The organism is Rhodoferax sp. TH121 (assembly GCF_002251855.1).
In the GTDB taxonomy this organism is placed as follows: domain Bacteria; phylum Pseudomonadota; class Gammaproteobacteria; order Burkholderiales; family Burkholderiaceae_C; genus Allorhodoferax.
This window is the reverse complement of record NZ_NOXW01000017.1, coordinates 92,085-109,741: the sequence shown is the minus strand read 5'-3', so window position 1 is coordinate 109,741 and position 17,657 is coordinate 92,085. Positions and strand designations below refer to the sequence as shown.

Sequence of the window (17,657 nt, the reverse complement as noted above, 5' to 3'; positions counted from 1 at the left end):
TTATTCAACCTGCGCTGGCGAGCGATTTGGCCAATATTCCCTTGAGTTCATCGCGCAAGGCCTGCGCCTCGCCTTGCAGGCGGGCGTAGTCAGCCAGCAGTTGCTCAGGGTCGTGGCTCACGGCGTCTACGGCGTGGGGATTCTTTTGGTCGAGGTTGTAGTTGGCGGCCTTGATCTGCTCGATGCTGACCTTCCAGGCGCGTTCGTTTTCTTGCCTAGAGGCAAAGCCATCGGCCTCGCTGCCCCACCAGGCTTTTTCGGCGTCGAACTCTTCGATGCGGATGGGCTTGGTCTTGTTGTAGTTCTTCACGCCCGTTGGGTACGGATGCTCGTAGTACCAAACTTCCTTGGTGGGCGTGCCTTTGGTGAAGAACAGCAGGTTGGTTTTGATGCCGGTGTAGGGCGCAAACACGCCGTTGGGCAGGCGCACGATGGTGTGCAGGTTGCACTCGGCCAGCAGCTGCTCTTTGATGCGCGTCTTCACGCCTTCGCCAAACAGGGTGCCGTCGGGCAGCACCAGCGCAGCGCGGCCATGGGTTTTGAGGATGTGTTTGATGAGCACCAGAAACAAGTCTGCTGTTTCTTTGGTGCGCACGTCGGCGGGGAAGCCTTGCTCAATGCCCGGCTCTTCCACACCGCCAAAGGGCGGGTTGGTGAGGACCACGTCCACACGGTCGGCCTGGGTGACTTCGCGCAGCGGGCGGGCCAGGGTGTTGCCGTGCTGGATGAGGCTGGGCACCTCGATGCCGTGGAGCATGAGGTTGGTGACGCACAGCATGTGGGGGAGCTGCTTTTTCTCGACACCGGTGATGCTGTTTTGCAGCAGGGCTTCTTGCTCGGTGTTTTGCACTTGCTTGCGCAGGTGCTCGATGGCGCAGACCAAAAAGCCGCCGGTGCCGGTGGCCGGGTCCAGCACTTTTTCGCCCAACTGGGGGTTGACCATGTCCACCATGAACTGGGTGACGGCGCGGGGGGTGTAGAACTCGCCCGCGTTGCCGGCGCTTTGCAGGTCGCGCAAGATTTTTTCGTACAGGTCGTTGAACTGGTGGCGCTCGGCCTGGCGGTTGAAGTCGATGGCGGCGAGCTTGTTGATGACCTGGCGCAGCAGGTGGCCGCTTTTCATGAAGTTGTTGGCGTCTTCAAACACGCTGCGCACCACGTAGCCGCGCGGGTTGCGCTGGGCGTCGCCCCCCAGCTTTTTGAGCGCGCCAAACAAGTCATCGTTCACGAACTTGAGCAGGCCGTCGCCGGTGATGCCCTCGGCGTCTGCTGCCCAGTTGCGCCAGCGCAGGGGCTCGGGGATGGGGCTTGTGTAGCTGTCGCGGGTGAGTTCGAGTTCTTCTTCCAGCGCGTCAAACACTTTGAGGAAGAGCAGCCACACCATTTGCTCGATGCGCTGGGCGTCGCCGTTGATGCCGGCGTCCTGGCGCATGACGTCCTGGATGGATTTGATGGTGGCGGAGAGGTTGGACATGGTTTGTTCTTGTTTTGGTATGAAATCTGGCTCTAGCGCACGTGGAATGTGCGCGAGCAGCTATGAATTTGGTAGCGCTTTTAGGCGTCTGGCCCCGAAGTGTATAGCTCGCGCTCCAGCGTCTGCAGGGCGGTTTTGTACTGGGGGCGGCCGCCAAAGCTCTTGATGATTTCAGCGGGGCGGCCTATGTCGGTAAAGGGCTGCACGTTGAAGACTGTGTCGGCCTCAATGGTGGCAATGCCTTCGTCGGCGTACTTGTCCAGCAGGGCGTCGATCACCTGGCGGGCTACCGGGCCGTAGTGGGTGAAGACGTTGCGCTTCTTCACCCTGCGGGCGCGCTCGCGTCGGGTGAGGGGTGGCATGTTGTAAGCCACGTGCAGCAGCAGGTCGAAGGGGTCGAGGTCTTTGCCGACTTCTTCGGCCAAGGCTTCGATGAGCACACCGCGCGACTCCAGCTCTTCAATCAATGCGGCCTTACGGTCGGCGTCGTTCCAGGCTTGCAGGAACTTGTCCAGCGAGTCGTATTGTTTGGTGAGGTTGATGCGGGTGTAGTCGCGCAGGCTTTCGGTGATGAGCTTGCCCTGGGCGTTGAGGTACTGCACGCGCTCGCGGGCTACGGCGACGGTGACCTGGTTGCCGAGCACGTATTTGACTGGGGGATCGCCACCGCCACCAAACGGGCCCAGAGGGCCGCCCGTGGCCAGGCCCCCGTCGGGCGGTAGGTCTCCGCCGGGGAACGATGGCCCAAGTGGGGCGTCTGGTGGGGCGATGGGCGCGTCGCCCTTGGGTTCATAGATTTGCACAGGCTCGCCGTCAAAGTCTTTGTCGGCAAACAGTTCGGTGGCGCGCTTGAAGTCGAGGATGGTGAACCAGCTTTTGCCCAGGTCTTCGCGCAGGCGGGTGCCGCGGCCAATGATCTGCTTGAACAGCGTCATGGACTTGATGTTTTGGTCCAGCACGATGAGCTTGCAGGTCTGTGCGTCCACCCCGGTGCTCATGAGCTTGGAGGTGGTGGCAATGACCGGGTAGGGCTTTTCGGGGTCGATGAAGTTGTCGAGCTCGCGCTTGCCTTCTAGGTTGTCTCCAGTGATTTGCACCACGTAGTTGGGCTGGGTGGCACAAATGTCGGCATTGGCGTTGCTCAGGGCCTGGCGCATGCGGGCGGCGTGGTCTATGTCTTCGCAAAACACAATGGTTTTGGCCATGCGGTCGGTGGCGCGCAGGTAGGCGGTGATGCGCTCGGCCACTACGGCATCGCGTGGCTCCAGCACCAGCTTACGGTTCATGTCGCGGCCGGTGTAAACGCGGTCTTCGATGAGCTGGCCTTTGTTGTCGGTCATGCCTGCGGTGGGGCGCCAGCCGAAGGTGTCTTTATCCAGGTCCACCCGGATGACTTTGTAGGGCGCCAAAAAGCCGTCTTCGATGCCTTGCTTGAGGCTGTAGGTGTAGATGGGCTCGCCAAAGTAAAAGGTGTTGGAGGTGTCTTTGGTTTCTTTGGGTGTGGCAGTCAGACCCACGTGGGTGGCGTTGGCAAAGTAGGTGAGGATGTCGCGCCAGGCGGAGTCTTCATTCGCGCTGCCACGGTGGCACTCGTCCACGACGATGAGGTCGAAGAAGTCGGGGCTGAACTGCTTGTAGATGTTTTGCTCTTCTTCGGTGCCCGTGACCGCCTGGTAGAGCGAGAGGTAAATCTCGTAGCTCTTGTTGACAGCCTTGGTGGTTTTGTCCACCGCCAGGTCGATGTCATCCACCTCCAGTTGACTCTGGGCGTTGACGCGTTCCACACCTTTGGCGTTGGGGCTGAGCTTGGCCATGGCGCCCTTGAAGGGGCGGAAGTCATTGACCATGGTTTGGTCGATGAGGATGTTGCGGTCTGCCAGGAACAGGATGCGTTTTTTGGCGCCGCTTTTCCACAGGCGCCAGATGATTTGGAAGGCGGTGTAGGTTTTGCCAGTACCAGTGGCCATGACCAGCAGCGCGCGGTTTTGCCCAGCGGCAATGGCTTCTACGGTGCGGTTGATGGCGTTGAGCTGGTAGTAGCGTGGGGTTTTGCTGGGCGAATAGTCAAAGGCGGCGACACGCTGCACCTCGGGGGACCAGCCTTTCCAGGCGCAGTAGCGTGCCCACAACTCTTGTGGGCTGGGGAACTGGTCTAGCGTGAGGGTTTGCTCCAGCACACCGGTGGACAAGGTGGCATCGCGGAAGATAAAGCTCTCGCCATTGCTGGCGAAGCTGAAGGGCACATCGAGCAAGGTGGCGTAGTTCAGGGCTTGCTGCATGCCCGCTTGGGCCGAGAGGCGAGCCTTCTTTACCTCGACCACCGCCAGCGGGATGTTGGGCTTGAGGAAGAGAGCGAAGTCGGCTTTGAGGACGGTGTCTTTGTCGCGATGCGACTTGTTGCCGCGCACCACCACGCGGCCTGCGCGCAGAGGGAACTGGGCATAGATTTGGTCCAGCGTGTGCCAGCCTGCACGCACCATGGCGGGCCGGACGAACTTGTCGCTGATGTCGCTTTCTGAAAGCGTGTGTTTGTCCATGCTTTTGCGCGCTCCCTGATTAATTGGTATCCATCGATACGGTGGATTGCCCAAGCGTCAGCACATTTTGCCATTGCGCACCTGCAGGCGCCTCGCTTTGCCGTTGGGCCTAAAATATGAGCCAAATCACCCTCTAGCCCCCGTCCAATCTGCGCAAACAGCTATCAAATTCATAGTATGACCACCTCCACCGCCGCCCGCCTCACCACCCACGACACCACGCGCATTGACGATGTGCGTATCGGCGCGGTGCGCCCGCTGATCACCCCCGCGCTGCTGGAAGAAAAGCTGCCCGTGCCGGCTGCGGCCGAGGCGCTGGTAGAGAGCAGCCGTGCGGCGATCTCGCGCATCCTGCAGGGGCAGGACGACCGGCTGGTGGTGGTGGTGGGGCCTTGCTCCATCCACGACCACAGCCAGGCCATGGAATACGCCCGCCTGCTCAAGGCGCAGGCCGATGCGCTGAGCGCTGACCTGCTGGTGGTGATGCGCGTGTACTTTGAGAAGCCACGCACCACCGTGGGCTGGAAGGGCTACATCAACGACCCGCACCTGGACGGCAGCTTTGCCATCAACGAAGGGCTGGAGATGGCGCGCAAGCTGCTGCTGGACATTCTGGACATTGGCTTGCCTGCAGCCACCGAGTTTTTGGACTTGCTGAGCCCTCAGTTCATCAGCGAGCTGGTGAGCTGGGGTGCCATTGGCGCGCGCACCACCGAGAGCCAGAGCCACCGCCAGCTGGCCAGCGGCCTGAGCTGCCCGGTGGGCTTCAAGAACGGTACCGATGGTGGCATCAAGGTGGCGACAGACGCCATTCAGGCCGCGCAAGGCGCGCACGCTTTCATGGGCATGACCAAGATGGGCCAGGCCGCCATCTTCGAGACACGTGGCAACAACGATTGCCATGTGATCTTGCGTGGCGGCAAGGCGCCCAACTATTCTGCCGCTGATGTGGACGCAGCCTGCGCGCTGCTCAAGGCCGCGGGTCTGCGCGAGCAGGTGATGATTGACGTGAGCCACGCCAACAGCAGCAAGCAGCACGCCCGCCAGATCGTAGTGGCCCAGGACGTGGCGGGACAGATTGCCGCAGGCGACGCGCGCATTACCGGCTTGATGATCGAGAGCCACCTCAACGAGGGCCGCCAGGACATCGTGGACGGCAAACCACTGCAACACGGCGTGAGCGTGACTGACGCCTGCATCAGTTGGGCGCAGACGGTGCCAGTGCTGGAGCAGCTGGCGGCCGCGGTGCGGCAGCGCCGCGGCTAAGCCAGGCCCTCAAGGCAGGCTGGCTTTCACCGCCGCCCAGTCCAGCGGCAGCGTGTCCCAAGGGCCGGGGTGTTGCGCGGCTAGCGCACGCAGCGTGGCTGCGCGCTCGCTGGACGCAGGGTGGGTGGACAGCAGTGCAGGCGGTGTTGCATCTTTGCTCTGCGCAGCCAGTTTGTCCATGAAACGGGCCATGCCTTCGGGGTTGATCTTGGCGGCCACCATGCGGCGCAGGCCCTCGGCGTCGGCCTCCGTTTCGGCTTCGCGGGAAAACTTCATTTCCAGCAGGCTGGTGGTGGCTTCGCTGAGCACAGCACCGCTCCAGTCGCCCAGCAGCACAGCCGCACCGGCCCGCAGGCCCATGCTTTTGACCATGCCCTGCAGGCCGTGGCGCAACTCGGCGTGGGCGACCTCGTGGGCGATGACGCCTGCGGCCTCTTCGGGGGTGTCGGTGCCCTTGAGCAGGCCGCTGTAGACCACCACCACGCCACCGGGGGCGGCAAAGGCGTTCATCTCGGGCTGGTCCACCACCAGCCAGCGGTAGCGGTGCAAGGTGCCAGGGGTGAGGCGCTCACCCATGTATTTCACAGCGTCCACCGCAGGGCCGCTGTCGATGACGCGCATTCGCGCGCGGGTTTGCGCCAGCACCAGGTCGCCCAGCTTGGCCTCTTGCGCATGTGGGATTTGCCGCACAGCCCAGTCCACCACGTCGCCGCCGCGCAGTACCAGCAGGGCCAGGGCCAACACCGGCAACAGGGCCACCGCAGCCAGCACAGCCCACCAGAGCTTGAAGCGCCGCTCCACGCCGCGTGCCGCGCGCTGGGCGGCGCCGTGCGGCTGGGCCAGGGTGGCTGGCATGGCTGCCGCAAAAGCAGCGCGTGCTGCGCCCGCATCCACAAAAAACTGCACCTGACCACCCTCTGCAGGCCAGGCCACGCTGAGCTGCGCGGCGTTGAAGCCGCCTGCACTGAGCGTGGGCTGCTCGGGCGCCAGCCACTCGCGCTCAACGCCACCGTCTTGCACGCACACCACCAGCCGCCCCTGGCGCCACTGGCCGGTGGCGGGCACGCCCACGCCGTCCAGGCCGGGCGCAAACAGCCGGCCGCCGAAGGTGCTGCTGGTGCTATGCATGGCGCGTGCGCTCAGTCGTCGTTGCCGCCGCCAATGAGGCCGCCCAGCACCCCCGCGCCCAAGAGCGAGCCCTGGTCTGCCGAGCGCCCACCTGCGGCTGGTGCCGACAAGATGATGCGGTTGGCCAAGCGCGACAGCGGCAGGCTTTGCAGCCACACCTTGCCGGGACCACGCAGCGTGGCAAAGAACAGGCCTTCGCCCCCAAAGATGGCGGACTTGATCTTGCCCACAAACTGAATGTCAAAGTCCACCGTGGGCTGGAAGGCCACCACGCAGCCGGTGTCCACCCGCAGCGTTTCGCCGGGGGCGAGGGTGCGCTCCATCAGCGTGCCACCGGCGTGCACAAAGGCCATGCCATCGCCGTCGAGCTTTTGCATGATGAAGCCTTCGCCCCCAAACAGACCCACACCCAGCTTCTTCTGGAAGGCAATCCCCAGTGCTACGCCTTTGGCAGCACACAAGAAGGAGTCTTTCTGGCAGATGATGGTGCCGCCCAACTGGCTCAGGTCCATGGGCACGATCTTGCCGGGGTAGGGCGCGGCAAAGGCCACGCGCTGCTTGCCCGCGCCGCTGTTCTGGAACACGGTGGTGAACAGGCCTTCGCCGGTGAGCAGGCGTTTGCCCGCGCCCATGAGCTTGCCAAAGAAGCCGCCTTGTTGCGAACCGTCCCCAAAGATGGTGTCCATGGTGATGCCTTCTTGCATGTACATCATCACGCCAGCTTCGCCGATCGCGGCCTCGCCAGGGTCCAGTTCCACCTCGACGTATTGCATCTCGGACCCAAAGATTTCGTAGTCCACCACATCCATTGCCATCACGCACTCCTTTGAACAAAACGCGCCCCACATTGGGCTCAGGCCGTAACGATAGCAGCCCGAATTGGTGCGCCTGTTACCCCTGTGGAAATCAGGCTTGTGCCAGTGCATCGCTTGACATATAACTGTCACCTCGCTGTCTTAATCTCCGAAGGGTTTGGCCACTTCTGGCCAAAACTTCCATCCACTTCAAGGACGATTCCATGACTTTCAAACGTGCTTCTATTGCTGCTGCCGTCGTAACTCTGGTGTTCGGCGGTTCCGCCATGGCCCAAGAAAAAACGCTGCGTCTGCTCACGTGGGCCGACTACGCGCCGGCAGCGGTAGTGGCACAGTTTGAGAAGGAAACCGGCTACAAGGTGGAGCTGACCTTGTCCAACAACGAAGAGATGATTTCCAAGCTGCGCGCCACGGGCGGCGCTGGCTTCGACCTGGCCCAACCTTCGCAAGACCGCATTGCCGGCCCGCAAAAAGAATTTGGCATCTACAAACCACTGGACCTGAGCAAGCTCAAGAGCGAGCTGTTCATCCCCTCCATGCTGGACGCCACCAAGGGCAACACCACGGTGGACGGCAAGGTCTACGGCCTGCCCCACATCTGGGGCACTGATGGCCTGGTGGTGAACACCAAGCTGGCCCAGATGGCGGACTACATCGACCTGTGCAAGGCCGACTACAAAGGCAAGGTGGCCTACCGCCTGAAGCGCCCCACGCTGCTGGCCTTTGCATTTGCCGCTGGCAAGAACCCCTTTGCGCTGTACAACGATGCCAAGGCCTATACCGCGCTGATGGATGAAGTGGGCAAAACGATGATTGCCTGCAAGCCCAACGTGAAGTTCTACTGGGACAACAAGGACCAGTTGCTCAACGGCATGCGTGCTGGTGAAATTGTGGGCGCCATGATGTGGGACACGGGCGGCTGGAAGCTCAACAACGAGAAGGCCGAGATCCAGTTCATCGCCCCCAAGGCGGGCGCCATGGGCTGGATTGACACCTTCGCTATCCCCGCCAAGGGCAAGAACGACGCGGCAGCCTACGCCTGGATCAACTTCAACATGCGCCCCGAGATTGCTGCCAAGGTGGCTGGCTCGGCTGGCAACTTCACCGCCTCCAAGGGCGCGGACCAGATGATGGACGCCAAGCTCAAGGCGCAGTTTGCGGCCAGCTTCCCCGAAGCGGCACTGAAGAACATCAAGTGGTACCCCGCTGTGCCCGCTGGCATTGAAGAGATCGAAGGTCGCGTGCTCGACCGCATCAAGGCTGCCAACTAAGCGGTAGCGTTGAGCGCCGCCACCATTGACCTTGAAGCCGTAGGCGTTGCCAAACGCTACGGCGCGTTTGCCGCGGTGGACGACCTGTCGTTCACCGTGCAACGCGGGTCGTTCTTTTCCATCCTGGGACCGTCCGGCTGCGGCAAGACCACGCTCTTGCGCATGGTGGCGGGCTTTATCCAACCTGACGCGGGCGAGATCCGCATAGGCGGCAAACCCATGAACGGCGTGCCGCCCAACCAGCGGCCGGTGAACATGGTGTTCCAGCACCTGGCGCTGTTCCCCATGATGACGGTCGGCGAGAACGTAGGCTACGGCCTGGCGCGCCGCGGTGTGGCGGCTGACGAGATCAAGCGCCGCGTGGGCGAGATGCTGGAACGCGTGAGCCTGCCCGGTGCGCAGGCCAAGCGGGTGGACCAGCTCTCGGGCGGGCAAAAGCAACGCGTGGCCATTGCGCGCAGCCTGGTGCTGGAGCCCACGCTCTTGCTGCTGGACGAACCGCTGGGCGCGCTGGACCTGAAGCTGCGCGAGCACATGAAGATCGAGCTCAAGCAGCTGCAGGCGGCGTTTGGCACCACCTTTGTCTACATCACGCATGACCAGTCCGAAGCCTTGGTGCTGTCGGACCATGTGGCGGTGATGAACCATGGCCGCTTTGAGCAGCTGGGCACACCACAGGCACTGTACTACGAGCCCCACACCCCGTTTGTGGCGGGCTTTGTGGGTGCCAACAACCGCTTGGTGGGCAAGGCCGTGGGCGTGCAAGGCGATGTGGTGCAGGTGGCTACGGCCAGTGGACTGGCGCTGCATGCGCGGGCGGCCCATGGCCATACGCATATCAAGGCGGGCGATGCCGTAGAGGCGTTTGTGCGCCCTGAGGTTGCCAGACTGGCGCGAGCAGCTACTGAATTCATAGCGACCGGCATGCCGCACTTCACTGGTGTGGTGGAGAGCCTGCTATTCGACGGTGCCAACTCGGCAGTGCTGCTGCGCGAAAAGCACAGCGGCACTGAGTTCCGCATCGCATTGCCACAGACCGGCCAATTCGCCGACCTGCGTGCCGGTGAGGACGTGGTGTTTGGCTTTGACCCGCAGCGCGCCGTGTGTTTTGCCGCACAGGCACAGGCTTATGCTGGCTGAAGGCGTGCCACGCAGCACCATGGCCCGGCTGCTGGGCATGCTGTTGCTGGCACCGGCCCTGCTCTGGCTGCTGGGGCTGATCATCCTGCCGCACGCAGAGCTGGCGGTGCTGTCGCTGCGCGCACGGGTCGCACCCCGGGTCTACGAGCCCAGCCTGGCGCAGTACCTGACCTTCATTGACGAGCCGCTGTACTGGCGCACCTTTGTGCGCACGGCCGTGATGTCGCTGATTGCCACGGCCATCACGCTGCTGATGGCGTTTCCGATCGCCTGGACGATTGCGAAAATCGCGCGCGGACGTAGCAAGGCGCTGCTGTTTGTGCTGTGCCTGATTCCCTTCTGGGTGAGCGAGACGGTGCGCACGCTGGGCTGGATGATTCTGCTACGCGAGTCGGGTGTGTTGCCGGGCATTCTGGTGTGGCTGGGCGTCACCCCCGCCCCGGTGGAAATGCTGTACCACGACGCGACCATCCTCGTCGGCTTGGTCTACACCAGCATGCTGTTCATGGTGATCCCGCTGATCAGCGCGCTGGAGAGCCTGGACGACTCCTTGATCGAGGCGGCCTACGACCTGGGCGGCAATGGCTGGTCCATCCTGCGTCACATCATCATTCCGCATGCCGCACCGGGCATGGTGGCGGGCTGCATTGTGGTGTTCATGCTCACGCTGGGCAACTACCTCACGCCCACCCTGCTGGGTGGCAAAAACTCCCTCTGGTTTACCGAGCAAATCTACACTCAGTTCATCACCCGCTTCAACTGGGAACAGGGTGCCGCGTTTGGTTTCCTGCTGCTGGCGCTGAGCACGGGCCTGGTGTGGCTGGGGCTCAAGCTCTCGGGCCAGAAATTTGGTGAAGTGATGCAACGCACATGATCCCCTCACTCCCCCGCCCCGCTTGGCTGCGCGCCAGCACCGTGGTCTACGGTGTGCTGTTCTTTGCCTTTCTGTTTTTGCCGCTGGCCGTGGTGGCAGTGTTTGCATTCAACAACGCGCCCTACCCCGCACCGCCCTGGAACGGCTTTACGCTGGACTGGTTTCTGGGCGGCGCCGACGGTCCGCGCCGTGGTCTGTTTGCCGACACCGCGCTCTTGGGCAGCCTGTGGACCAGCGTGGTGGTGGCCTGCTGGGTCACGCTGCTGTCGGTCCTCGTGGGCACGGCCAATGCATTTCTCATCGAGCGCACCCAGTTCCGCGGCAAACAAGCCCTGAGCATGTTGATGCTGGCGCCGCTGGTGATTCCGGGGGTCATCCTGGGTATCTCCATCCTGGCACTGGCCAGCCGTGTGGCCAACCTGGCGGACGACCTGTGGGGTCTGGAGCTGGAGTTTTTGCGGCCCGGCCTGCCACTGGTGGTGCTGGGGCAGTTTGCCTACATCGCGTCGATTGCCACGCTCACCATCTCGGCCCGACTCAAGCGCTTTGACATCACGCTGGAAGAAGCGGCCTACAACCTGGGCGCCTCGCGATTTGCGGTGCTCACCACCATCACGCTGCCCTACCTCAAGCCTGCGCTGATTGGCGCGGCGGCCATTTCGTTCCTCATGTCGTTTGAGAACTTCAACACCACCTTGATGCTGGTGGGCTCCGACGCACCACTGACGGTGATGATGTATGGCCGTATGCGCGAAGGCGCCACCCCGGTGCTCAATGCGGTGAGCCTGTTCCTGATGGTGGCGTCGGCCGTGCTGGCGCTCACCCTGCTCAAGCGCTCAGACGCTCCGCAGGAGCGCTGAGCTTCTGAGCAGCACGCGGGGCTCAGGCCTTGCGCAGATGCCAGGCCTTGGGCCGCGTGAAGGTCTGGATGCCGTAGGTGGACAGCGTAAGACCCACGCCCGAGTCACCATGGCCGCTCCAGGGCAGGCGCGGGCTCACGCGGTCGCAGCAGTTCCAGTAGACGGTGCCCGCGTTCACCTGTTCCAGCACCGCCTTGGCCCGCGCCTCGTTGGGCGTGAAGACACCGGCCGTCAGGCCATAGCGCGTGTCGTTCATCAGCTTGACGGCCTCGGCATCGCTGGCCACTTTCTGGATGCCAATGACCGGGCCAAAACTTTCCTCGCGCATGATTTCCATGCTGTGGTTCACATTGGAGAACACGGTAGGTTCAAACCAGTTGCCCTCGCCGGTGCCGCGGTGGCCTCCCGTATGCAGCGTGGCGCCCTTGGCCTTGGCGTCGTCCACCTGGGCCTGCAGCACATCGAGCTGCGGCGCGCGGGTGATCGCACCGATGTAGGTGTCCTCGGCCGCGGGGTCACCGGTCTTGAAGGAGTTGACGGTAGCGACAAAGGCCTGCACAAACTGGTCGTACACCTTCTCGTGCACATAGACCCGCTCCACCGAGCAGCAGCTCTGCCCGGTGTTGTACATGGCGCCATCGGCAAGGCTCTCGGCGGCCACTTGCACATTGGCGTCGTCGCACACATAGGTGGGGTCCTTGCCCCCCAGCTCCAGCTGCAATTTCACGAACTTGCTGCCCACTGTTTGCGCAATGCGCGCGCCGGTGGCGTAAGAGCCCGTGAAGAACACGCCGTCCACCTTTTGCTCCAAGAGCGCAGCACCCACGGCACCACCGCCCACCAGGCAAATCAGTACGTCTTCCGGCACGCCGGCCTTGTGCAGCAGGCGCGTGATTTCCAGCCCGGTGAGGGTGGCGTACTCCGAGGGTTTGTAGAGCACGGTATTGCCAGTCAGCAGGGCGGGCACGATGACGTTGCAGCCGACAAACCAAGGGTAGTTCCAGGCCGAGATATTGGCCACTACCCCCAGCGGCGTGTGCTGGATCTGCTCGGTCATGCCACCGTCGGCAAACACGGTTTCGGTGGCCAGCGTGGCGTCGGCCTCGGCCAGAAAGAAGTCGAGACGGCCGAGTAAGCCGTTGAGCTCGTTGCGCGACATCTTGATGGGCTTGCCCGTCTCACGTGTCATGGTGAAGGCCAAGGACTCCAAGTCGTGCACCACCCCGGCCCGAAAAGCCGTGATGCAGGCCTTGCGATCGGCCAGCGGTTTTGCGGCCCAGCGGGCTTGCGCAGCACGGGCACGCGCGGCTTTGGCGGCCACGGTGGTGGCATCGTCCGCGCCCAGGGTGGTGATGAGGTGGCCGGTGGCCGGGTTGTGGATGGCGAGTTGGCTCATGGGGGTACTCAAAGTTCAGGAGAAAGGGTTGGGCTGGCCGCCGCACGCACCGCGTGCGCCTGGGCCAGAAAATCATGCAAGAGCGGCGTGTCGTCCAAGGTACCGTGCTCGGGTTTGTGGAACTCGGGGTGCCACTGCACGGCAGCGATCCAGTCCGGCCCCGTGGCGCGGATGGCTTCGATGGTGCCGTCGTCCGGGCAACGCGCCTCGACCTCGAAACCGGGCGCCAGGTCCTTGATGCACTGGTGGTGAACGCTATTGATTTTGTAGCTGCTTGCGCAATCCAGAAGCTGGCTCAGGCGGGTTTTTGGCACTAATTCAAGCTGGTGGAAGTTCAGGTCATACCGGTCGGCATCGCGGTGCTGCAGGGCCTGTGGGCGCTGGGTGGGGATGTCCTGCACCAGGGTGCCGCCATAGGTGGCGTTGATGAGCTGCAGGCCGCGGCAGATGCCAAACACCGGCTTGCCCGCAGCCACAAAGGCCTTGACCAGCGCCATCTCGTAGGCATCACGCACCTTGTCCCCCTGCCAGCGCGCATCAATCGGCGCCTCGCCATAGCTGCCCGGCCACAGGTCGGCACCGCCGTGCAGCACCAGCCCATCGAGCCACTGCGCGTAGTCGTCCAGCGTGACGCTGCCGCGCCCCGTGTCGCCCATGGGCGACGGCACCATCACCGGCAGCGCGCCACCGGACATGAGCCATTGCGGTACCGACAGCTCCACGTAGTTGAGCGTCTTCTTGGCAAACGCGGCACGCGCCGGGTCCGGGTGCATGAAGCATGCACTCACTGCGATCTTGAGGCGTTCCCCGGCGTGGTGCATCACATGGCGGCCTTGAACAGGCGCTCAAAGTCGGCGGCCGTGCAGGGGCGGGGGTTCGTCTGGTGGCAGATGTCGGCCGTGGCCACCTGCACCAAGCGCGCCAGATGTTCAGGCTTGACGCCATGGCTGGCCAGCGTGCCGGTGATCCCCACGCTGGTCTTCAAGGCTTTGAGCCACGCCACAAAGGCCTTGCCGCCACCGGCCACGCCGCACACATGGGCCAACTCGTCAAACTTGGCGGGCGCAGCCTCCAGGTTCCAGGCCATCACGCTGTCTATCATCAGCGCGTTGGCCAGGCCATGGTGGAGGTCACACACGGCGCCCAGCGCGTGGGCGCAGGAGTGCACGGCACCCAGGTCTTTCTGGAAGGCAATGGCGCCCATCATGGAGGACATCATCATGTCGGAGCGAGCGGGCAAGTTGCCGGGGTCTTTGACCGCAGTGACCAGTGCGGCGGCAGCAATGCGCGTGCCTTCCAGCGCAATGCCATCGCACAGCGGGTGGTAGGCGGGCGAGAGGTAGCTCTCGATGTTGTGGGTCAGGGCGTCCATACCGGTAGCGGCGGTTACGTGTGCGGGCAGGCCCAGCGTGAGCTCAGGGTCGGCAAACACCGTCTTGGCCAGGATTTTGGGACTGAAGACGACGCGTTTCAAGTGCGTGTCGTTCTCGCTGACCACGCTGGAGCGGCCCACCTCGGAGCCGGTACCCGAGGTGGTGGGCAGTGCCACGAAATAGGGCAGCTCGTTCACGATGGGGCGCACCTGCGGATGGTCCCACACGTATTCCAGTATGTCGCCCGGGTGCGTGGCAGCCAGGCCTACGACCTTGGCCACATCGAGCGCGGCGCCGCCGCCAAAGCCGATCACACAGTCCGCCATGTGCGCCTTGTAGGCAGCCGCACCGTCCATCACCTGGCTGCAGGTGGGGTTGCCAAACACGCCGGAGAACACAGCTACATCCAGACCTGCCAGATGGGTCTGGAACTCGGCCAGTACGGGCAAGGCGCCCAAGGCTTTGTCGGTGACGATCAGCGGGCGTTTCAGGCCGAGGTCTTTCAAGTGCTGTGCGACAAGCTTGCGGGCGCCCGCACCAAACTTGATGGGCGTAGGGAAGGAGAAGGAAGTGATGCTCATGGTGGTCTCTAGATGATTTCGAAGTAACGTTTCATTTCCCAGTCGGTCACGGCGTCCAGCCACTGGCGCCACTCCCATTCGCGGGTGGCGGCAAAGTGGTCGACAAAGGTGTCGCCCAGCCAGTCGCGTGCGACGGCCGATTCCTTGAAATTGCGCGTGGTCTCTATCAGGGTGCGCGGCGCACGCGGAATGTGCTCGGCGCCGCCATTGGTACCGGTGATGGGCGGCGTGCTGAGCTTGAGGCCTTTTTCCACACCATCGAGCCCGGCCGCAATGACCGCAGCCATCGCCAGATACGGATTCACGTCGGCACCGGGGCAACGCGTCTCCAGACGTGTGGCCTTGGGCGATCCGGCAATGACGCGGAAGCTGGCGGTGCGGTTGTCCATGCCCCAGGTGGGTTTGACGGGTGCCCAGAAGCCGTCCACCAAGCGTTTGTAGCTGTTGATGGTGGGCCAGATCATGGGACCAAACTCCATCAAGCAGTTGATCTGTCCGGCCAGGTAGCTCTCGAACACCTTGCTCATCTTGCGCGGGTTCTTCGCATCAAAGAACAGGTTGGTCTTGCCATCGCTCAGGCTTTGGTGGATGTGGCCACTGCAGCCCGGCAGCGGCTGGTGCGGCTTGGCCATGAAGCTGGGCATGATGCCAAAGCGCGCACCAATCTCTTTGGCACCGGTCTTGAAGAGCACCGCTCGGTCGGCCTGCTCCAACGCCTCGGAGAAGCCGATGGCGACCTCGAACACCCCGGGGCCGGTTTCGGTGTGCAGGCCCTCAATCGGCACCTTGAAGGCCAGCATGTCGTCCATGATGGCGTTGAAGAAGTGGCGGTTCTGATTGGCCCGCAGCAGCGAGTAGCCAAACATGCCGGGCGTGAGCGGTGTGGCGCCCACGCCTTGCTTGTCGGCCCAGCTTTGCGGCGTCTCCAAAAAGTTGTACCACTCGAACTCCATACCCGTCATGGGCTGCAGGCCCATCTTCTCGGCGCGCTTTAACACCCGTTTGAGCGTCTGGCGCGGGCACAGTGGGTGGGGCGTGCCGTCAGCGTTGACAAACTCACCCAGGAAGAAGGGCACACCGTCGTCCCACGGCACATGGCGCGCGGTATTCAGGTCCAGCCGTGCCAGCGCGTCAGGGAAACCATGCTGCCAGCCCGTGACGGTGGTGTTGTCATAGCAGGCGTCCATCATGTCCCAGCCCATCACCACGTCGCAGAAGCCAAAGCCTCCGGCCGGGTAAGGCTCGGCCGCACCGAGGAACTTGTCGCGGTGCAGGTACTTGCCACGCAGCACGCCGTCGATATCGGTCACTGCCACCTTGACTTTGGGGGCGCCGGATTTTTGCACGGCGGCCAGCGCTGCATGGGGTGCAGCTGGTTTGGCCCGCGCGCTACCAGCGGAAGACTTGCGTGTTGCCATGTAGGTCTCCGATCAGTTCAAGAGCGAGCCTTGTCGGCCATGTCCATGGCGAACTCTTCTTCAGGAGAAAGGATCAGGCGCTTGCGCCCCACCAGGGCAAAGTAGGTAATCCCGGCGGCAAACCAGACAGCGACCCACATCACGCCATCGCGGTAGAGCGGATCGCTGAGCTGGAAGTACAAGGTGACCACCGCAATCACTACGGTTAGCCCTGCACCCACCACGCCCAGCGGGCTGCGGTAGGGGCGCGGGATGTTGGGCATGTTCTTGCGCAAGATGATGAAAGACAGCGCCTGCATGATGTAGGAGAACATGGCGCCAAACACCGCCATATTGAGCAAGGTGCCGCCGATCACGGCCGCGCCTTTGTCAGATCCCAGGCTGAACCACAGCACGAACATCACTGCCAGCGCGACCACAGAGCCCAAGATCATGGCCAGGTGCGGTGTCTTGCGGCTGCCGTGGGTAATGGACAACACCGAGGGGAAGTAGCCGGCCCGGCTCAGGGAATAGATCTGGCGGCCCTTGGCAAAGATGATGGTGTGGAAACTGGCAATCAGGCCCAGCACAGCCACCAGGGCCAGTACTTTGGCAATGCCATCGCCGTAGATGGCCTTGAAGCCGTCCAGCAGCGGTTCGCCCGATTTGGCCAGGGTATGCGCACCAATGCCCGCAATCGAGGGGTTGAGCCACAACACCATGAAGGCGGAGAAGATCAGCGTAAAGACACCGGCCAAGATGCCGCGTGGCATGTCGCGCTTGGGATCGACCGACTCCTCGGCAGCCAGCGGCAACTGCTCAATCGCCAGAAACAGCCATACGGCAAACGGCATGGCGGCCAGGACCCCGGTGATGCCCATGGGCAACAGGGGACCGTTGCCGTTTTCCAGCAATGCACCGCCCTCACCCACATTCATGGCCCAACGGCTGAAGTCGATATTCGGCAAGGCACTGGCCCAGAACACGGCAAGGCAAGCCAACGCAAGCAGGGTGATGACGAGGGTGACCTTGAAAGACAGCTCCACCCCGACGATGTTGAGCCCCACAAAGAAGATGTAGAAGCCAATCCACCACAGGGGCAGATATTCGGTGGGTGTACCAAAGATGCCACCCATGTAGCTGCTGATGAAGTACACGATAACCGCGGGCGTGATGACGTATTCCACGTTCTCCGACAGGCCGGTGAGGAAGCCGCCCCACGGGCCCATGGCAGTGCGCGCAAACGAGTAGGCGCCACCCGTGTGCGGCAGGGCGGGGGACATTTCGGCCAGCGAGAACGTCAAGCCCAGATACATGATGGCAATGATGATGGTGGCAAACAACATGCTGCCCCAGCCATTGGCCAAGCCCAAGTTCCAACCTGAAAAATGCCCGGAAATCACGGCCCCCACTCCCAGCGCCCACAGAGACCAGACCCCGGCATAGCGGCGCAACCCGCGTTTGTCGAAATAGCTTTGGTCTACCTTGGTGTACTGGACTCCCGAATGTTCTGACATGAACGACTCCTTGACTGGGTTGGACAAA

At 62.9% G+C, this 17,657-nt stretch carries 14 protein-coding genes; 5 read left to right on the top strand and 9 right to left on the bottom strand.

The features are described from left to right. Positions 1-4: 4 nt before the first annotated feature. Positions 5-1,474, bottom strand: coding sequence for a class I SAM-dependent DNA methyltransferase (locus CHU94_RS03045; RefSeq protein ID WP_094476638.1), 1,470 nt, complete (start codon positions 1,472-1,474; stop codon positions 5-7). A gap of 80 nt (positions 1,475-1,554) precedes the next feature. Further along, a complete protein-coding gene (gene hsdR, locus CHU94_RS03040) occupies positions 1,555-4,011 on the bottom strand; it encodes an EcoAI/FtnUII family type I restriction enzme subunit R (RefSeq protein ID WP_094476636.1) in 2,457 nt (818 codons plus the stop codon). Between the two features lie 177 nt (positions 4,012-4,188). Between hsdR and CHU94_RS03035 the strand changes: the two genes are divergently transcribed. Beyond that, positions 4,189-5,277: a 3-deoxy-7-phosphoheptulonate synthase gene (locus CHU94_RS03035; RefSeq protein ID WP_094476634.1), complete on the top strand. Its 1,089-nt coding sequence runs from the start codon at positions 4,189-4,191 to the stop codon at positions 5,275-5,277. Between the two features lie 9 nt (positions 5,278-5,286). On the opposite strand, the gene CHU94_RS03030 is transcribed toward CHU94_RS03035, so the two are convergent. Further along, a complete protein-coding gene (locus CHU94_RS03030; protein ID WP_094476632.1) occupies positions 5,287-6,405 on the bottom strand; it encodes a M48 family metallopeptidase in 1,119 nt (372 codons plus the stop codon). An 11-nt stretch (positions 6,406-6,416) separates the two neighbouring features. Then, positions 6,417-7,220 (bottom strand): TIGR00266 family protein, encoded by an 804-nt coding sequence (locus CHU94_RS03025; RefSeq protein ID WP_094476630.1) that lies wholly within the window; start codon positions 7,218-7,220, stop codon positions 6,417-6,419. A gap of 203 nt (positions 7,221-7,423) precedes the next feature. Here CHU94_RS03025 and CHU94_RS03020 point away from each other — a divergent pair, with 203 nt between their 5' ends. Genes CHU94_RS03020 through CHU94_RS03005 form a run of 4 tightly spaced genes read left to right on the top strand, consistent with a single transcriptional unit; the run spans position 7,424 to position 11,365 of the window. After that, positions 7,424-8,491, top strand: coding sequence for an extracellular solute-binding protein (locus CHU94_RS03020; RefSeq protein WP_094476628.1), 1,068 nt, complete (start codon positions 7,424-7,426; stop codon positions 8,489-8,491). 9 nt (positions 8,492-8,500) lie between these two features. After that, positions 8,501-9,631: an ABC transporter ATP-binding protein gene (locus tag CHU94_RS03015; RefSeq protein WP_094476626.1), complete on the top strand. Its 1,131-nt coding sequence runs from the start codon at positions 8,501-8,503 to the stop codon at positions 9,629-9,631. After that, positions 9,621-10,505, top strand: a complete 885-nt coding sequence (locus CHU94_RS03010) for an ABC transporter permease (protein ID WP_094476624.1) — start codon at positions 9,621-9,623, stop codon at positions 10,503-10,505. Before CHU94_RS03015 ends, CHU94_RS03010 begins: the two co-directional genes overlap by 11 nt. Next, a complete protein-coding gene (locus tag CHU94_RS03005) occupies positions 10,502-11,365 on the top strand; it encodes an ABC transporter permease (protein ID WP_094476622.1) in 864 nt (287 codons plus the stop codon). The genes CHU94_RS03010 and CHU94_RS03005 overlap by 4 nt, the downstream gene beginning before the upstream one ends. Positions 11,366-11,387: 22 nt before the next feature. Here the strand turns inward: CHU94_RS03005 and CHU94_RS03000 are convergent, their stop codons facing one another. Genes CHU94_RS03000 through CHU94_RS02980 form a run of 5 tightly spaced genes read right to left on the bottom strand, consistent with a single transcriptional unit; the run spans position 11,388 to position 17,629 of the window. Further along, a complete protein-coding gene (locus CHU94_RS03000; RefSeq protein ID WP_094476620.1) occupies positions 11,388-12,761 on the bottom strand; it encodes an aldehyde dehydrogenase family protein in 1,374 nt (457 codons plus the stop codon). An 8-nt stretch (positions 12,762-12,769) separates the two neighbouring features. Then, entirely contained in the window at positions 12,770-13,582 is an 813-nt protein-coding gene (locus CHU94_RS02995; RefSeq protein WP_094476618.1) for a gamma-glutamyl-gamma-aminobutyrate hydrolase family protein, read from the bottom strand. After that, entirely contained in the window at positions 13,582-14,715 is a 1,134-nt protein-coding gene (locus tag CHU94_RS02990) for an iron-containing alcohol dehydrogenase (RefSeq protein WP_094476616.1), read from the bottom strand. The genes CHU94_RS02995 and CHU94_RS02990 overlap by 1 nt, the downstream gene beginning before the upstream one ends. Positions 14,716-14,723: 8 nt before the next feature. Continuing rightward, on the bottom strand, positions 14,724-16,133 hold the full coding sequence (locus CHU94_RS02985; RefSeq protein WP_094476614.1) for a glutamine synthetase family protein: 1,410 nt from the start codon (positions 16,131-16,133) through the stop codon (positions 14,724-14,726). Between the two features lie 17 nt (positions 16,134-16,150). After that, positions 16,151-17,629, bottom strand: coding sequence for an amino acid permease (locus CHU94_RS02980; protein ID WP_094476611.1), 1,479 nt, complete (start codon positions 17,627-17,629; stop codon positions 16,151-16,153). Positions 17,630-17,657: the final 28 nt, after the last annotated feature.

Bases quoted from the DNA above. Each gene is read 5' to 3' on its own strand.
- CHU94_RS03045 (WP_094476638.1), bottom strand. From the start codon at position 1,474: ATGTCCAACCTCTCCGCCACCATCAAATCCATCCAGGACGTCATGCGC.
- hsdR (WP_094476636.1), bottom strand. From the start codon at position 4,011: ATGGACAAACACACGCTTTCAGAAAGCGACATCAGCGACAAGTTCGTC.
- CHU94_RS03035 (WP_094476634.1), top strand. From the start codon at position 4,189: ATGACCACCTCCACCGCCGCCCGCCTCACCACCCACGACACCACGCGC.
- CHU94_RS03030 (WP_094476632.1), bottom strand. From the start codon at position 6,405: ATGCATAGCACCAGCAGCACCTTCGGCGGCCGGCTGTTTGCGCCCGGC.
- CHU94_RS03025 (WP_094476630.1), bottom strand. From the start codon at position 7,220: ATGGCAATGGATGTGGTGGACTACGAAATCTTTGGGTCCGAGATGCAA.
- CHU94_RS03020 (WP_094476628.1), top strand. From the start codon at position 7,424: ATGACTTTCAAACGTGCTTCTATTGCTGCTGCCGTCGTAACTCTGGTG.
- CHU94_RS03010 (WP_094476624.1), top strand. From the start codon at position 9,621: ATGCTGGCTGAAGGCGTGCCACGCAGCACCATGGCCCGGCTGCTGGGC.
- CHU94_RS03005 (WP_094476622.1), top strand. From the start codon at position 10,502: ATGATCCCCTCACTCCCCCGCCCCGCTTGGCTGCGCGCCAGCACCGTG.
- CHU94_RS03000 (WP_094476620.1), bottom strand. From the start codon at position 12,761: ATGAGCCAACTCGCCATCCACAACCCGGCCACCGGCCACCTCATCACC.
- CHU94_RS02995 (WP_094476618.1), bottom strand. From the start codon at position 13,582: ATGCACCACGCCGGGGAACGCCTCAAGATCGCAGTGAGTGCATGCTTC.
- CHU94_RS02990 (WP_094476616.1), bottom strand. From the start codon at position 14,715: ATGAGCATCACTTCCTTCTCCTTCCCTACGCCCATCAAGTTTGGTGCG.
- CHU94_RS02985 (WP_094476614.1), bottom strand. From the start codon at position 16,133: ATGGCAACACGCAAGTCTTCCGCTGGTAGCGCGCGGGCCAAACCAGCT.
- CHU94_RS02980 (WP_094476611.1), bottom strand. From the start codon at position 17,629: ATGTCAGAACATTCGGGAGTCCAGTACACCAAGGTAGACCAAAGCTAT.